We start from the raw sequence: 15797 nt of genomic DNA, 5'->3' as shown, positions 1-15797 counted from the left end.
CGACAAATGTATGGCCGGGCAAGCTACCCGCTATTGCGTCGACGCGTCCTCCTGGCTGCTTGAGAACGATCGGGCAACCAATCCAACCATCGATCGCTCATGCTGCACCAAATGTGCGGAAGAACCCGTCGCTGACGAGCGGCTCACGACTGCGCACCGACCTGCAGTACCGCCTCGTCGATCGCGCCATCGGCCTGGGCTGGCCGCCGGAGCGCGTCCAGGTCATTGACGAGGATCTGGGCAAATCCGGTGCTGGCGCTGTGGATCGTCATGATTTCCAGAAGCTCATTGCCGAGATCGGCCTTGGCAACGCCGGCCTTGTGGTGAGCCTCGACGCTTCTCGCTTGGCCCGCAATAACCGGGACTGGCATCAGCTGCTCGAGCTGTGCTCGGTGTTCGGCGTGCTCATTGCGGATGGCGAGCGGCTTTACGATCCGCGCGCCTACCACGACCGCCTGCTGTTGGGCTTGTCCGGCATCATGAGCGAGGCGGAGCTGCATCAGCTTCGGATGCGCCTTCACCAAGGAGAACGCCAGAAGGCGGCACGGGGCGAACTGCGGCTGCCCCTGCCGGCCGGGCTCGCCTATGATCGAGCCGGCACAATTGTTCTCAATCCTGATGAGGAGGTGCAGGCCCGTCTTCATCTCGTGTTTGCCAAATTCCGAGAACTGCAAAGCGCTCGCGGTGTGATGCGGTACTTGGACAGGAACGGATTGTCCTTGCCGGTTCGACCGCTGCTTGGACCATCTCCACACGAGATCGTCTGGCGTGCGCCAGATAGTGCACGCGTCCTTAGTATCCTTCAAAATCCGGCCTATGCTAGGGCGTATGTTTATGGCCGTCGGCAAAAGGATCCGAGCCGATGCCGGCCGGGATCGCTGACGGGAACGGTCAAGGTGGCGATCGGGGATTGGGCGGTTTGCCTCCACGCCGCTCACCCAGGCTATATCAGCTGGGAGGAGTTCATGGCCAACCAGGGGCGACTGGCAGATAACATCTTCCGCTATGAGGCAGAACACTCTGGCGTGCCGCGCAAGGGGGCAGCCCTGTTACAAAGAATTGCGATCTGCGACCGTTGCGGACGGCGCATGAGCTTGCGCTACACGGGCCCGAATGCCGACTATCCCGTCTATTGCTGCCGCTCGGATCGGGACCAGCAAGGCAGTGCACTGTGTCAGGAAGTCAGGGCCTTGGCGGTTGACGCGCTGGTCGAACGGATGCTCCTCGATGCCCTGGTGCCGGATCAGATTGAGATTGCACTCGCGGCGGCGGGCCAACTGGAGCAAGAGAGTCGTCAGCTCGAGCGTCAGTGGGCGCTTCGCGTGGAGCGCGCCCGCTACGAGGCCGAGCGCGCCCGGCGTCAGTATGACGCCGTCGAGCCCGAGAACCGTCTTGTGGCGCGCTCACTTGAGCGGGCTTAGGAAGAGAAGCTGCGTGTCGTCGAGACGGTCGAGCAGCAGCATGCGAGTTGGCGCGCGCAAGAGACGCTTCTGATTGGCCCGGCGGAACGCGCAGGGCTACAAGCGCTCGGCGAGAACCTGCCGCGGATTTGAAATGCGGCCACCACGTCGGCAGCCGATCGCAAGCGCATTCTGCGATTTGTGATCCGCGAAGTCGTTCTTGATCAGAAGCGGAGCCGAGGTCAGGTGTGGCTCAAGATCGTCTGGCAGACCGGCGCAACCAGCGAGCATCACGTACAACGGCGCGTTCATACCTACCGCAACTACATTGACATTGATCGGTTGCGGCGGCGGATCGTCGAGTTGAATGCTGAACACCAAATGGATGGCGAGATCGCGGCAATACTCAATCAGGAAGGCTTCGTCGCGGCCCGAGGCTGCGCCTTCAAAGGCGAGAACGTCTGGCTGTTGCGCACCCGCTGGGCCATTCCCACCGTCAAAATCAACGGCGTGGACAAGAATCCGATGCGCTGGCCCGACGGCAGCTTCTCGATTCAGGGCGCAGCGGCTGAGCTTGGGGTAACCCCGCAGACGGTGTTCGACTATCTCACGCGCGGAATGCTGGCAGGTCGTCAGTTAACCAAAGGCCAGCCATGGCAGATCGAGCTCTCAGACGAACAAATCAGTCAGCTTCGCAATCGGGTACGACGCACCAAGCGTTCGAAGAAGGAGGCATCATGAAGTCATCGGCTCGCCGATCATATCGTGCCATTGGGCAACGGGCAGCTGGGCGGTAATCAAGGTCGATTTGCGCCTGTAGCGCTCTTCGAAGATTTCGAGGAGATCGAGGCGCTGCTGGTCGTTGAGGGTGTGGGTGCAGATAGCGGTACGACGACCCCACCTCGTTTAGGTGGACGGGATGAGCGAGACTCGCGCGTGGATCTGACAACGCGAGGGACGCTCATTCCATGCATCAAGACAGACATCAAGACAGGCATGATGCCGCCTCCTATCAGCGGATCGAGGTGATCACGGGGGAGAGACGACGGCGCAGTTGGAGCGATGCGGAGAAGGCGCGGATCGTGGCCGAGAGCGCCGATCCGGAGACGAGCATTTCCGAGGTGGCTCGACGCAACGGGGGCAACCGGGGACTGCTCAGTGTGTGGCGGCGCAATGCGGGGCTTGCGTCGAGCGAAGCGCCGCATTTCGTGCAAGTCAGGGTCGACGCCGCCGTCGAGGCGCAGCCGAACGCGATCGATAAGGCGCATGTTCTAGTGAGTCCGGCCGAGCGGATCGAGGTGCTGATCGCGGGCGCGACGGTGCGCGTGCCCGTCGGCGTCGACGCCGCGACGCTGGAGCGCGTGCTGGCGGCGGTGAGGTCGACGGGATGATCTCGTTCGGTCCAATGGTCCGAGTGTTCGTCGCGACGCAGCCGATTGACTTTCGCAAAGGCGTTCATGGCCTGGTCGCGCTGGTAGCGGAGGGATTAAGCGGCAAGCCCTACAGCGGCGACGTTTATGTCTTCCGATCGAAGCGATCGGATCGTTTGAAGCTACTGGTTTTTGACGGCTCGGGAATGGTTCTAGCGACGAAGTGGCTCGAGAATGGAGGCTTCGCCTGGCCACCTGTTCGCGAGGGTACGATGCCGGTGACGGGGCGCAACTGGCGATGCTGATTGAAGGTCTTGCGGAGTGGTCGCGTGTGGTCCCGAAGGTGACGAAGCGGCCGACGATAGTTGCTTGAATCGTCTTGTTTTGCTGGCGATTGCGAGTGTGTTCGTGTAGCTCTGCGATATGGCGCTTCGCCCTGAAGATCTCCCCTCTGACCCTGCGGCTCTCGCCGAGATGGTGCTGGCTTTCGAAGGCGAGAACGACGATCTGCGCGCAGAGATCGCCACGTTGAAGAGCCTGATCTTCGGCGCGCGATCGGAGCGCTCGGCAATCGTCTGCGCTGAACAGATGGCGCTCGATCTGGAACGGACCGCGGGCGCGCAGCCTCCGGCCAATGACGACAAACCAGACGCGCCGAGACCGAAGCGGCGCAAAGCGAGGCGCAACATCGGCGCGCTGCCGGCGCATCTGCCCCGGGTCGAGCGGGTGATCGAGCCGGCGTCCACGCTGTGCCCGTGCTGCACGGGTCAGATGCATCGGATCGCGAGGAGAGCAGCGAAGCGCTCGATCGGGTTCCCGCGTGGCTGCGTGTGCTCCGCACGATCCGTCCAAAATACGCCTGCCGCTCCTGTGAGGGCCCGATTGTCCAGGCCCCGGCACCGGCGCGGCTCGTCGAGGGCGGCATGGCGACGACGGCGCTGATCGCGCATATCGCCGCGGCCAAATATGCCTGGCAATCGACGCTCTACCGCCAGACGCAGACTTGACGGGCCAGGGTGTCGTCGTCGACCGTCAGACGCTGGCGCGCTGGATGGGGAGCGCGGCGTGGCTGGTCAGGGGCCTCTACGATCTGCATCTGAAGACCATGCATGGCTTCGAGCGGCTGTTCTGCGACGAGACGCCGATGCCAGTGCTCGATCCGGGACGCGGCCGCACGAGAATCTGCCAGTTCTGGGCACACGCGACGGACGATCGGGCGTGGAAGGGGCCGGCGCCGCCGGCGGTCGCCTACGTGTTCGCAGGCGGTCCCGGCAAGAAGGAGATCGTGGCGCAGTTGGCCGGCTTCGAAGGCGTGCTGCAAGTCGAAGGCTATGCCGCCTACGCCTCGCTGGCGGGCGATGCGAAGATGTCGGGCCAGATCCAGCTGGCGTATTGTCTCGTTCACGCGCGCCGCAACTTCGTGAGGGTGCACAAGACGACGAACTCACCCTTCGCCGCGGAGGTCATCGAGCGCGTTGCGGCCGTCTACGCGATCGAGGAGAGGATCCGCGGTCTCGACGCTGGGGAACGCCGCGCGACGCGACAGGCCGATACGAAGCCGCTGATGGAGGCGTTGAGGGCCCGTCGGATCGCGGTGAAAGACGGGATCTCCCGCCGCTCGACGCTCATCAAGGCGATCGACTACATGCTCGAACGCTGGCAGGGCCTGACGGCGTTCCTGGATGACGGGCGGCTCGACACCAACACGGTCGAGCGATCGATCGGGCCAATTGCGATCGGAAAAAAGAACTCGTTGTTCAGTGGTGACGAAGGCGGGGGCGAGACCTGGGCGATACTCGCTTCGCTTCTTAACACAGCGAAATTGAATCGCCTCGCCCCCGAGGCGTATCTCGTCGACGTTCTCGATCGCATGGTGAGCGGCGCCACGAAGACCAACCAGCTTCACGCACTTCTGGCCTGGAACTGGAAGGCCGCACGCGAAGCCGAAAAGCGAGCCGTGGCATAACGAAGCCGAAGCAAGGGCGGGTAACGCGAAAAGCACGCAAGACGACGATGGCGGACTATGCCATGTCGTTCGAACGGCTCGGGCAATGGATCAGCGAGCGCGCCAGGTCGCCGACGCTTCGGCATCCGCGGGCGACGTCGCTCTCCATGCTCGACGGCGCGGTGGCCGCGGTCGTCGCCGGGCCGGTCTCGATGGCGTCCGAGGAATGGGTGTGCCCGCTCCTCGGCGTAGATCCCGACGCCTTCAATCACGACACCGAGGAGTTCTCGGCGATCGCCGCCACGCTGATGCGCCACAACGCAATCGGCGAGACGCTGTCGACGAGACCGGAGAGCTTCGAGCCGCTGTTCGTGCGATCACCGGACGGCGAAGTCGACCCGCAGCCCTGGTGCACGGGCTTCTACGCCGTCATGAAGCTTCGGCTTCTCGTCTGGTCGCGGCTTCTCTCCCCGAACGGAACCGAACACCTTATGCTGCGCCCGATCTTGGTCCATTGCATCGACGACGCCGGTCGGCCCTTGCTACGGCGCACGCTGGGAACGCAACCCATTGTCCAAAACGCCTGGCGCGACATTCCAGCAACCGTCGAGGCCCTGCGGCAGTTCTGAATGCCTATACGCTTTGACCTTGCCCCTCGACTTAATCCACCCGCGGGGAAGCGGAAAGCTGTCGCGCATCTCGTGGAGGGCCACGGGATGAGTGAACGACGGGCGTGTAAAGCCATCGGCTGTTGCCGCATGACCATGAGATACCGAACGACCCGGACTTCGCCAGCGCATGAGGGCGATCGCCCAGGAGCGCCGTCGCTTTAGTACAGCAGACTATCCACCCGTTGCCGGCCTTGCCCGACAATGATACCGAACTCAGCAAAGTGAGCCCGAATGGCGCAAGCTGTCATGGTTCGTTGGCGGACCAACAAGCCTCTTGCACGATGAAGCATCAGGAGCCCTGGTTCTCGACGCTCTTGATTGGAACGAACCGCATATTGGGACGGGCGACCGCTTCGCAGATCGCGGCCGCGTCAGCGGCGTCATTCTTGGCTCCCTCTTCGTACGTAGGGTTTAACATAGGCTGGCGGGATCAATCTCACATCGTGTCCAAACTGCCGAATCTCCCGGGCCCAGTGGTGAGCAGTCGCACAGGCCTCAATGCCGACCAGGCAAGGTGCGAGCCAGGAGAAGAACGACACGATCTCGCCTCGCCGGAGGCGTTGGCGACCGGCCACTTGGCCTTGGCCATCAACTGCATGGATGTGAAATACGTGCTTCGAAATGTCCAACCCAATTGTCGCGACTTCCATTGGTGAATTGCTCCTGTTACCAGGTTCGTCCATCGCCAGTATATCGCCGGCGCCGAGGAAGCGGGGCCGTCTTCCCCATCAATGGCCGGATGAGCCGGATGCGCGATGAACTGCTCAACGAGGCTCTGTTCTTCGATCTCCCCGCGCCAAGATCGCTAACTGGGTCGCCGACTACAATATCCGGGCGGCCTCACTCGTCGCTGAAATACCTGACCCCCGCGGCCAGTGGCAGGTCAGAGCCTCTGCCGAGTTTAGGCAGATATGGATGGATCTTGTGGCCGAGTTCGGGTCTGGTGGTGCGCAGACGGCGATAGAGCGCCTCTATCACCATCCGCCGCATCAGCGTCTTCCCAGGCCGGCGGTCGATCTTGCACACCTCGGCAGCCAGAAGGCCTCTCGGCATTCGCGAACCGCGAAGGGAGACCCCAGATCCTGCCAGTTGAGATCGCGAGATCGGCCTCCGGCTGAGCTTCTCATCAGTCTACTGACTGCCAACAACTTCCGACCTGATCACCTTATTGCCGTCCATGAGGGCTGTAAGCAGCACTCGCCTTGGCCCGACAAGGCGGCCAGCACCAGCGGCCTTCAGGCTTACACCATATTCTGCTCCGTGCCATCAGCGACATTGATGGCCGCGGCAATGATATCGATCGGTCCTGCGTTCAGCATTCGCCAATAACCGCGCCGACACCTGATCCGAATGTCAACTTCTCAGGTTTGCCACGACAGTCCCTTCCGCAGAGCTCCACGCATCAGACCTTCTCCGTATTCTAAAAATGTTATGTCAGGTTCGTAACAAATGCGTACAAAAGCCGCTACTCGCTAAATCTGGCAAGACCAGGAATCGAGACTTACGTGACTGTGTCTCGGCGTTGAGAGGGCAAAACTCGATCTGATGACATGAGCGAAGAGGAGCAACTTCGCCTATGTATGCAATAACAATCAACGATCCGACGTATGAGACAACTGTCATTATCGCCAGCATCCAGCCGAAAGCGAGTTTTCCCGTAGTCTTGCGATAACCGACCCGCCGATCACCGGCGGATTTGCTCCCGTTTCGCAAGCGGGCGGCGTAGCCACTATGGAGATGCCAAGTCTTCTAAAAGTAAAAGCACAGCACCTCTTCAGGAGTACGACGGTGTCACCTAACCAACTGAACAGTTTGAGATTGATTTCCACCGCGTTTTCGAAGTTTCCCTAAGCAATCACCCGGATCCGCAGAATCCTTTAGCGGCATCTTGGTAGCTAACTATCTCGACTCGCGTGGCCCTCTTGGCATCTGGCACGACACTTGCTTGAGATCACTCGCGAGACATCTCCTATGGTGGTAGTGGCAGCGCCTGCCATCCGCACTCTCCAAGCGCGGTTCAGACCTTCTTCGAATGCTCGCGATCGCGCTGCAGTCGCCGAGACGTTTCGCACGGAACCGGAAAGTCTGGAGGATGTCACCATGAGCGAAGTAGCTATTATCGATACTGGTGTTCCGCAGATTGAGGTCGTCAGACGCGCAGCTCGCATCGGCGCAGAAATCAGAAATATCAAGGTGTCGGGCGACTTGCCAGACCAGATCATCGCTGCAATCAAAAGATTGCTGTTTGAATATAAGGTCATCTTCTTCCGTGATCAAAGTCAACTCGATGATGCCGAGCATGAACGCTTTGCCGCCCGCTTGGGCAAAGTTGTACCACATCCGCTCGCTTCGATTAAAGGAACGACTAAGCTTGAGCTTGATTCCAGCCGCGGCGGTAGCCGAGCTGATACATGGCACGCCGATGCGACATTTCTCGATGCTTATTTCAAGATTCTGGTGCTGCGGAGCGTTTTGATCCCACAATTCGGCGGCGACACGATCTGGTCAAATACCGTAGCCGCATATCTCGACTTGCCGCCGCCTTTGCAAGGGCTTGCGGACCAGCTCTGGGCCATCCACAGCAACGCTTTCGATCACGCAGGAATGGCTCGTGCCCGTGAAGTCGATAGAAAGCATTATCAGGAGGTCTACACCAAGACCATCTTTGAGGCTGAGCATCCCGTCGTGCGAGTCCATCCGGAAACCGGCGAGCGCGCGTTGGTGCTCGGCTGTTGGGCGCAGCGTTTCATCGATATTCCGAAGTATGACGGCCAAAGGCTATTCGATTTATTTCAGTCTCATATCGCTGCGCCCGAAAACACCACGCGCTGGAGCTGGAAGCAGGGCGATGTTGTGATTTGGGACAACCGCGTCACACATCACTATGCCGTCAATGATTACGACGATCAGCGTCGCATCGTTCGTCGTTTCGCTGTCGATTTTGATGTGCCCATCAGCGTAGACGGGCGCCGCAGTGTGAACCGCCTCAAGAACAATACGGGACCGCCCATAGAAGTTGCGTAGTGGAATCTCGGAATTCAGCGATGCAGAGTCTGATCTTGTCGCGGAGCTTTTCATTTCACTTCACTTCAACATGCCGTGGATCGACGACGATTTGGGGACTCCCTCCTGTTGACTTGGCGGCGGTCGTCCGGGCTCCGCCATACGTTTGAACATCCTAGGTCTGCCTTTGTGCCAACAGATGGTGACGCCCTAATCGGCTTCCAGGCCAACGACAGTATTAGCACTACTTTGGCAGATTGTTGATTTTCCCGCGTTTTATAGGATTGAACGAAGCCGCTGTCGCGGCATGTAGGGAGGCATAGCAAGGATTGCCTCCTGTCTGAGAGGATTGCGGGTTTTCGAAGCCCAACCCTTTAGTCAGGAGGTTTTCCGATGGCTGAGATCAGTCCGCTTCGCCGCCGCATGATCGAGGAGATGACGGTCCGCAATCCGTCACCGGCGACGCAGCAATCCTACCTCAAGGCCGTAGCGAAGTTGAGCCGATATTTCGGTCGTTCTCCTGACCGCCTCGACCTGGAGGATATCCGTGCCTTCCAGGTTCATCTGGTTGCGACGGGGATGTCCTGGCCGGCGCTGAACCAGATCGTCTGCGCACTGCGGTTTTTCTACGGTGTGACGCTTGGTCATGACACCGTTCCGGAGCGCATCGCCTATGCGCGTAAACTGCGCAAACTGCCGGTCGTGCTGAGCGCCGACGAGGTCGTGCGCTTCCTGGAAGCAATCCCAAGCCTCAAGAGCCGTACCGCGCTGACCACCGTCTATGCCGCAGGCTTGCGCGTATCGGAAATGGTCCTCTTGAAGGTTGTCGACATTGATAGCCAACGGATGTTGATCCGGGTCGAGCATGGCAAGGGCGGCAAGGACCGTTACGTTATGCTCTCGCCTCAGCTTTTAAGGATTCTGCGGACGTATTGGCGGCTCACTCGACCAAAACGATGGCTGTTTCCCGGCCGCGACGACGAGCGTCCGCTCGTCCCTAACGTGCTGCACGCCGCCTGCCCCGTTCAGCCTGTACGGCGGCCGGCTTGAGCAAGTCGGTGACAGTGCATACGCTGCGGCACACATTCGCGACCCATCTCCTGGAGAACGCGGCCGACGTGCGCATCATCCAGGTGCTGCTCGGCCATGCCAGTCTGCAGAGCACGGCGCGCTATACCCAAGTCGCCACAAAGACCATCAGCAATACGCCAAGTCCGCTTGACCGGCTCCGCCTGGAGGTCGTGCCGCCCGGCTGAGCGGACCTGATGGCTCCGGTTCTGAAAGTGGCGGATATCTTCCGCCGCCACGGCGAAGCGTTTCGGCAAGCCCGCGCCGCGCATCTCGGCCGCGTCGAGCGGCGCGTCATGTGCGCTATCGCGGCGTGCCGGACGGCTGTGCTTGGCGGTCATGTCGAGCAATGCGATGACTGCGGTGCGACACGCATCGCCTACAATTCTTGTCGCAATCGACACTGCCCGAAGTGCCAGGGTGCGGCGCGCGCACAATGGCTTGCCGAGCGGCACGCCGAACTCCTTCCCGTGCGGTATTTCCACGTGGTCTTCACCATGCCGGCGTCCGCCGGCGAGATCGCCTTCCAGAACAAGGCTGTCGTCTATGCCATCCTGTTCCGCTGCGCGGCCGAGACGCTCGCCACCATCGCGGCCGATCCCAAGCATCTCGGCGCTCAGCTCGGCGTGACCGTCGTCCTCCATACCTGGGGCCAAAACCTGCAACACCATCCACATATCCACTGCGTCGTGCCCGGCGGTGGACCCTCGCTCGCCGGCACAGGCTGGGTCGCTTGCCGGCCCGGGTTCTTCCTGCCGGTGAGTCCTCTCCCGACTGTTGGCGCTCTCGCCCATCTCGCCGATCCCGCCGCGTTCGCCCGGAGCCTCGATCAATTGCGACGGACCGACTGGGTGGTCTATGCCAAGCCGCCATTCGGCGGGCCCGAACAGGTGCTGGCTTATCTCGGCCGCTATACGCATCGCGTCGCCATCGCCAACAGTCGGCTGATCTCGCTTGCGGACGGCAAGGTGAGCTTTTCTTGGAAGGACTATCGGCAGAATCGTAAAGCCAAAGTGATGACGCTTGATGCCGATGAGTTCATGCGGCGCTTTCTCCTGCACACCCTGCCGGACGGCTTTCGGCATCCGCCACTATGGCTTCCTCGCCAATGGCGGACGCAAAGATAGAATCGCCCTCTGCCGTCTCAGCTCCTTGACGTTCGCAACGCTCCGACTGATCAAGAAGCCGGCGATGATCCCCTCGTCAAATGCGAGATCCTCGTCTGCCCACATTGCGGCGGCACCATGCGGCGTATCGACGTCATCCCGCGAGCCTGCGCCCGCCACCATCCGTTTCGTTGTGACACATAATGACCAGCGTCTGCACCATCTACCCATTCCGGAATCACCTTCTCGGTGGCAACGTCCGATGTCGCCGTGGCCGCCGTCGTCACCGCTCACCCTGTCAGTCATTCGGTCGCGCATCACAGCACAGCAAATCGCTCGCGGCATCGCGCTCTCGGCCCGAGCAATGGCGCCGCTCACGTCCGATCAATATAGCGCCGACGCGCGGCGACCACAGGCGAGCCTTCTCCGCAGTTGGACCAGCTGCACTATCGCCATAGCGCCCACAACTCCGCAGCTTCGTTCAATCCGGCTTCTATGAGGTCGCACGCTACGATAGCGCACACGGCTTAAGCCTGCCCCCAGACATCCCAGAACCCTCAAGATTGAACCATCAAGATTTCCGAATCAATTTTTCAATGATTCATTGGTGGTCGGCTCTCGGAGGGCTGACCATGCCAGGGGGGAAGACGAACTCGACCGCTGGTTGATGCCGTTCTTGGACCGGCTGGGTCATAAGACCCGGCAGCGGATGTGTCCTCAGGTATGTTGCGGGATTGATTGGTCCCGGCGATCGTAAGAGCGTTCAGCCGATGGCGGAACGCCTTGCCACGAGCACCTACGACCAGTTGCACCATTTCATTGCGGACGGTGTCTGGGACGCGACGCCGCTAGAGACAGAGTTGCTCAACCCGGCGGACCGACTTGTCGGTGGCAGGGATGCGGTGCTGGTTATTGATGACACCTCGCCTCCCAACAAGGGTGAGCGCTCGGTCGGTGTTGCGGTTAAATACGCCTCGGCACTCGGTAAAACGGCAAATTGCCAAACACTGGTGTCTTTGACGCTTGCAAGCGGCGAAGTGCCCGTGATGGTCGCGTTACGTCTCTTTCTTCCTGACCGTTGGACAAGCGACGTATCTCGTTTGAAGCGCGCTCGCGCGCCAGTCGAACATCGAACGCCACGGTCCGAGCCGGAGATTCCTTTGGCCGAGATTGACCGCGCAATAGCAGCCAACGTGCCCAAGGCACGGTGGATTTGTGAGCAGGCGCATCAGCAGTTGAAGGAGGAACTTGGACTTGATCACTTCGAAGGGCGATCATGGCAAGGTCTTCATCGCCGTGACAATGATCGCCTACGCCTTCATGCAACATCGTCGCCTCTCATACGCGGGGCGAAACAACGAATCTACGGGCCTCCGCCTCATCCAACCATGCCAGCCGTACGTCACGCCACCGTCGATCTGATCCTTCGATCAACAGGTCGCCGTCCTCGCTCTCCTGACGACAGCGCGACTCATGCAGTTAATTTCGCATCGCGACTCAGAAGAGCCCAGCATCATCCTCATGTTCGAAACCGCCAACGAAAAACATCGCCGACGAAGCAAGTTGACAATATCGAGTTGCGGCGAGGCCGTCGGCGGCGCTCGGCATCAATCTACTCTCATCCACTGTTCTCTGCCGGTCTGACGGCGTACCTTCAGCAAGACGGAAGGCCCACGGTTCAACTCCGAGCAATCATTTGAGCAACGGCATTTGATATTGTAACGCCGGTCAATCCAAAGCTGTCGAGGGCATCCCCGTATGCAAGGTTGCTCGGATATTTGGGGGAGCCTGAGAATGGCAAGTGTCTGACACCATCTATGCCATGCTGAACCAATATCTCCGAAATGATGCTGGCTAGCCCGCCGACCTTTCCGTGCTCTTCGACGGTGACGAGTATATCCGTCGTCTTGAGCGCAGTGAGAAGAGTTGTTTCGTCAAACGGCCAAATGCGGATTGCATTCAGAACGCTGCAGCTGATGTCAGTGTCGTTCAGCAAATCGGCGGCGGCGATGGCGGCGAAAAGACTACGGCCGGTGCTCACAATCGTCACGCGGTGCCCTCGCCTTAGTATCTGCAGCCGGTCGAGATCGGAGCTCTCTCTGCCATGTTCTCTCATGGTTGGCGACAAGAACGGGCTTTCCACGCGAATATAAGCAAACCCTCGCTCCACAAATAAACGATCGATGATATTGTGCATGTCCACGTAGGTACTAGGGCAGTAAATGGACACATTATCTAATGTCCGCATGATTGAAACATCTTCGTGAGGAACATGGGTATGCCCCTGGAACGTGTGGTAGAGACCAGACCACAGGCCCACGATTTTGACATCGTAATTGCCATGTGACAGGACGGTGCGGATCTGCTCGTACGCCCTCATCGTGATGAATGATGCTATGCCCACCACGAAGACCTTGTGCCCGCAACTAGCTAGTCCGGCAGCCACACCAGCCGCACACTGCTCCATTACCCCGAGGTCAAGAAAGTAATCCGGATAGTCCGTCTCTATTCGCTCCACTTGCGCTGACTTCCTCGAGTCGACGGAAATAAGGGTGAAGGCATTTCCGGCGTTCGCTTTTGTTATGAGCGCAGCTGAGAACGCGGAACGAAGGTCAAAAGATTGGCTCGACACGGTGCTCTGCTCCTCATTGAATTTGAAAACGAACGAACCGATCACCCATACGGCCGTCAATGCTGCAAGCGCGAGTGTAATTGGCTCTGATTGAACCGCGGCAAGACCTGACACATCTTCGGGCTAGTCAACGTTCTAGACAACCTCGGCAGCGCTTTCCGCAGAGCGAGCCTCACAAAGCATGTGAGTCTCTATGCGGGCCCGATCGATAGACAATTGCGCAATACCCATTCGCTAAGTTGGTCGGCAACATCGATTGGCTCGAGCTGCATTGCAGCGTTGACGCGCTGGAAACGCCAGCCACGTGACCTCGTTCAGCGTGATGCATCTCCGGAGTTCTTCTGTAAGAAGCACAGGTAACATGACATTCAATGCCTGTTGATTCACTACCTGAACTGCAGCGGCTCGAGCCTAGTGGACCGGAAGGTCTCTAGCTCTTTGAGAGCCAAGCTGTACTCCGTCTCAGATGGAACTCGATAATGCCAATCCGCTGAATTCTCCATAAACGAGATACCGCGCCCCTTAATCGTATGCGCTATCAGGATTTGCGGAGATGCTGACGTTTCAGCGTTTGATCTGGCGAGGTTGAGCGCGCGTACGATCTCCGATATTGAGTGCCCATCCACTTCTTGCACATTCCAGCCAAACGATTTCCATTTCTCAGCCACAGGCTCGAGCGCCATCACTGTTTCTGTCGGGCCGTCAACTTGGAGTCGATTTCGATTGACGATAACAAGTAAGTTGCTCAGCTTGAGGTGACGACCAGCTAGGGCTGCTTCCCAAATGGATCCTTCGTTCATTTCTCCGTCGCCAATAACGACGACCGTTAAGTAGGATTGCCCAAACGACTTTGCGTGCAGTGCCGCTCCGATGCCGAACGCGATTCCGTGTCCAAGAGACCCACCCGTCATCTCAACTCCAGGGATGCTGATTGTTGGAAACATTGTGAGTTCAGAACCACGCACTAGAAATCGCTCCAGAGAAAATGGTGGCAAAAACCCGCGATGCTCCATTATTCCAAAGAGCGCCACCGCACCTTGGCAAGAACTCAAAATGAAGCGGTCTCTGTTAGGATCGTCTGGCTTCAGCGGATCGACGTGAAGAAACCGAAAAAATAGGCTATAGAGGATTTCGATGAGCGAAAGGGAGGACCCAATATGGCCGCCCCCAGCATTTCGGATTGTACTTAGAGTGCGAGCGCGAAGTGAGTTGCAGAGGAACTCGTCCTCCCTATGCATTTTCGAGGCTGACGAGAGTTTTGTTGCTTTTTCGGCCGGCACGGTTTCTGCTCCATACACTCAACGCCTTGCAAGTGTGACGCCTGGCCGATCATTCGCAGAATTTGCGCGTCCGCCAACTACCAACTCTGGTATTTGATCTAAGGACCGAACAGGCCCACGTAGGGTCAACCACTAAACTCCTTCCTCTACGGGGATGAACGCAGATGGCAGATCATCTTAAGCTCGGCAATATCAACTTTTTTGATTCAACATGGATTGCAAGACTCGGAACCAGCTCGCGGATCTGATGACGATCGAGCAGAAATGTCTCACCGATAACGTCGTGACCTGACGGGCAGAGACGCGACATCATGATGTTGGGTGCACCAGCCACCTGCAAAGCGCCCCGCTTTCCGCGGCTCTCCATGGAGCAGCTCAACGAGCAGCAGAAGTTGCTCGGGGAGCAGATCATGAAGGTGTCGAGCGTCGGCCTGGGCGGGCCGTACAATCCGATGCTCCGCAGCCCCGTGCTCGGCCAGCGCCTGTACGACCTCTTCTATTACCTGCGCTGGGAGACCTCTGTGCCCACCAGGCTCAACGAGTTCGCGATTCTGATCATCGGCCGCCAGTGGCGGTCGCAGGTTGAATGGTTCGCGCATGCGCCGCTCGCGGCCAAGGCCGGCTTGTCCACTAACGTCATAGCCGAGTTGAAGGCCGGCGACCGTCCTTCGAGGATGGCCGAGGATGAAGCGGTCACCTACGACTTCGTCACCGAGCTCACCACGGCCAGGAAGGTGTCGGATGAAACTTACGCGCGGGCGAAGAAGATCTTCAACGAACAGCAGATCGTAGATCTCACTGCGGTTGCCGGCAATTATGTGATGGTTGCGATGATCCTGGCGATGGCGGAAGAGACTGTGCCATCAGGTAAGGAGGAGCCGTTCAAGGTCTGCGAGAAGTAGCCGCATCGTGGCCGGATTGGTGATCTCCAGGCCGGGCGGCTCGGTTAACCGGCGTTGCATTACGCATTACGTGCGATAGAAGCTCTGCGCCATGCTGCAGCGCATGAAGGCGACCGCCGAGTGCGACGCGCTGAAGACATTGACCGGTCCGAGAGTACGACATTCCCGGCAATTGCCGCACGCGCGGTAGCGCAACTCTCGGATAGATGTTGGTGTGGTCGGCTTAGATGCAACCTTTCGATGTTTGGGGAGCTTGGATTCAGGTCTCGCAGATTTTCAGTGACGCGCTGGTGTGCGCATTCCGACGAAGTCGGCCGTGGATTCCGAGCGAAGCCGGCCGCCTATACCGATTGAAGCCGGCCAGGGATTCCGATGATCCCGGCCGCCTGCCGAGGCGGGCTCTCGCGACGACGTCGTCAT

At 59.3% G+C, this 15797-nt stretch carries 9 protein-coding genes and 9 pseudogenes; 13 read left to right on the top strand and 5 right to left on the bottom strand.

What is annotated here, in order from left to right; all coding sequences use genetic code 11:
• On the top strand, positions 1-1421 hold a 1421-nt coding region (locus P0R31_RS39385), incomplete at its 5' end, for a recombinase family protein (protein ID WP_275520647.1).
• 225 nt (positions 1422-1646) lie between these two features.
• On the top strand, positions 1647-2141 hold the full coding sequence (locus tag P0R31_RS39380; protein WP_275520645.1) for a hypothetical protein: 495 nt from the start codon (positions 1647-1649) through the stop codon (positions 2139-2141).
• Here P0R31_RS39380 and P0R31_RS39375 read toward each other — a convergent pair.
• On the bottom strand, positions 2136-2282 hold the full coding sequence (locus P0R31_RS39375; RefSeq protein ID WP_430516894.1) for an ATP-binding protein: 147 nt from the start codon (positions 2280-2282) through the stop codon (positions 2136-2138). The genes P0R31_RS39380 and P0R31_RS39375 overlap by 6 nt on opposite strands.
• 86 nt (positions 2283-2368) lie before the next feature.
• On the opposite strand from P0R31_RS39375, the gene tnpA reads away from it, so the two are divergent.
• The 5 genes and pseudogenes from tnpA to P0R31_RS39350 form a co-directional block, all read left to right on the top strand.
• Positions 2369-2791: an IS66-like element accessory protein TnpA gene (tnpA, locus tag P0R31_RS39370; RefSeq protein WP_275520643.1), complete on the top strand. Its 423-nt coding sequence runs from the start codon at positions 2369-2371 to the stop codon at positions 2789-2791.
• Positions 2788-3143 (top strand): annotated as a pseudogene (gene tnpB / locus P0R31_RS39365) (IS66 family insertion sequence element accessory protein TnpB). The gene tnpA and the pseudogene tnpB overlap by 4 nt, the downstream one beginning before the upstream one ends.
• Positions 3144-3193: 50 nt before the next feature.
• Positions 3194-4736 (top strand): annotated as a pseudogene (gene tnpC, locus P0R31_RS39360) (IS66 family transposase).
• A 47-nt stretch (positions 4737-4783) separates the two neighbouring features.
• Positions 4784-5344: a UPF0149 family protein gene (locus P0R31_RS39355; protein WP_275520641.1), complete on the top strand. Its 561-nt coding sequence runs from the start codon at positions 4784-4786 to the stop codon at positions 5342-5344.
• 39 nt (positions 5345-5383) lie between these two features.
• Positions 5384-5546 (top strand): annotated as a pseudogene (locus tag P0R31_RS39350) (IS3 family transposase); the annotation flags it as partial.
• A 4-nt stretch (positions 5547-5550) separates the two neighbouring features.
• Here P0R31_RS39350 and P0R31_RS39345 read toward each other — a convergent pair.
• A pseudogene (locus tag P0R31_RS39345) lies at positions 5551-6036 on the bottom strand (IS110 family transposase); the annotation flags it as partial.
• A 59-nt stretch (positions 6037-6095) separates the two neighbouring features.
• Between P0R31_RS39345 and P0R31_RS39340 the strand changes: the two are divergent.
• Positions 6096-6260, top strand: a pseudogene (locus P0R31_RS39340) (integrase core domain-containing protein); the annotation flags it as partial.
• A 32-nt stretch (positions 6261-6292) separates the two neighbouring features.
• Here P0R31_RS39340 and P0R31_RS39335 read toward each other — a convergent pair.
• Positions 6293-6448, bottom strand: a pseudogene (locus P0R31_RS39335) (IS3 family transposase); the annotation flags it as partial.
• Between the two features lie 1038 nt (positions 6449-7486).
• Here P0R31_RS39335 and P0R31_RS39330 point away from each other — a divergent pair.
• The 4 genes and pseudogenes from P0R31_RS39330 to P0R31_RS39315 all read left to right on the top strand — a co-directional run bounded on the left by P0R31_RS39330 (position 7487) and on the right by P0R31_RS39315 (position 12022).
• Positions 7487-8410 (top strand): TauD/TfdA dioxygenase family protein, encoded by a 924-nt coding sequence (locus tag P0R31_RS39330; RefSeq protein WP_275520639.1) that lies wholly within the window; start codon positions 7487-7489, stop codon positions 8408-8410.
• A gap of 372 nt (positions 8411-8782) precedes the next feature.
• Positions 8783-9645: pseudogene (locus P0R31_RS39325) on the top strand (site-specific integrase).
• Positions 9646-9654: 9 nt separating this feature from the next.
• Positions 9655-10767 (top strand): annotated as a pseudogene (locus P0R31_RS39320) (IS91 family transposase).
• Between the two features lie 392 nt (positions 10768-11159).
• Positions 11160-12022, top strand: a pseudogene (locus P0R31_RS39315) (IS701 family transposase).
• Positions 12023-12241: 219 nt separating this feature from the next.
• Here P0R31_RS39315 and P0R31_RS39310 read toward each other — a convergent pair.
• The gene (locus P0R31_RS39310) at positions 12242-13309 is read right to left on the bottom strand and encodes a transketolase C-terminal domain-containing protein (RefSeq protein ID WP_275520637.1); all 1068 of its coding nucleotides are present in this window, start codon (positions 13307-13309) and stop codon (positions 12242-12244) included.
• 272 nt (positions 13310-13581) lie between these two features.
• Positions 13582-14475 carry a transketolase gene (locus tag P0R31_RS39305; protein ID WP_275520635.1) on the bottom strand — a complete coding sequence of 298 codons (894 nt, stop codon included), beginning with the start codon at positions 14473-14475 and terminating at the stop codon, positions 13582-13584.
• Positions 14476-14786: 311 nt separating this feature from the next.
• On the opposite strand from P0R31_RS39305, the gene P0R31_RS39300 reads away from it, so the two are divergent.
• Entirely contained in the window at positions 14787-15377 is a 591-nt protein-coding gene (locus P0R31_RS39300; RefSeq protein ID WP_275520633.1) for a carboxymuconolactone decarboxylase family protein, read from the top strand.
• Positions 15378-15797: the final 420 nt, after the last annotated feature.

The organism is Bradyrhizobium yuanmingense (assembly GCF_029167105.1).
GTDB lineage: Bacteria > Pseudomonadota > Alphaproteobacteria > Rhizobiales > Xanthobacteraceae > Bradyrhizobium > Bradyrhizobium yuanmingense_A.
The sequence above is the reverse complement of the archived record's forward strand: the minus strand, read 5'-3'. Positions and strand labels throughout refer to the sequence as shown.

Bases quoted from the DNA above. Each gene is read 5' to 3' on its own strand.
- tnpA (WP_275520643.1), top strand. From the start codon at position 2,369: ATGCATCAAGACAGACATCAAGACAGGCATGATGCCGCCTCCTATCAG.
- P0R31_RS39355 (WP_275520641.1), top strand. From the start codon at position 4,784: ATGGCGGACTATGCCATGTCGTTCGAACGGCTCGGGCAATGGATCAGC.
- P0R31_RS39300 (WP_275520633.1), top strand. From the start codon at position 14,787: ATGATGTTGGGTGCACCAGCCACCTGCAAAGCGCCCCGCTTTCCGCGG.
- P0R31_RS39330 (WP_275520639.1), top strand. From the start codon at position 7,487: ATGAGCGAAGTAGCTATTATCGATACTGGTGTTCCGCAGATTGAGGTC.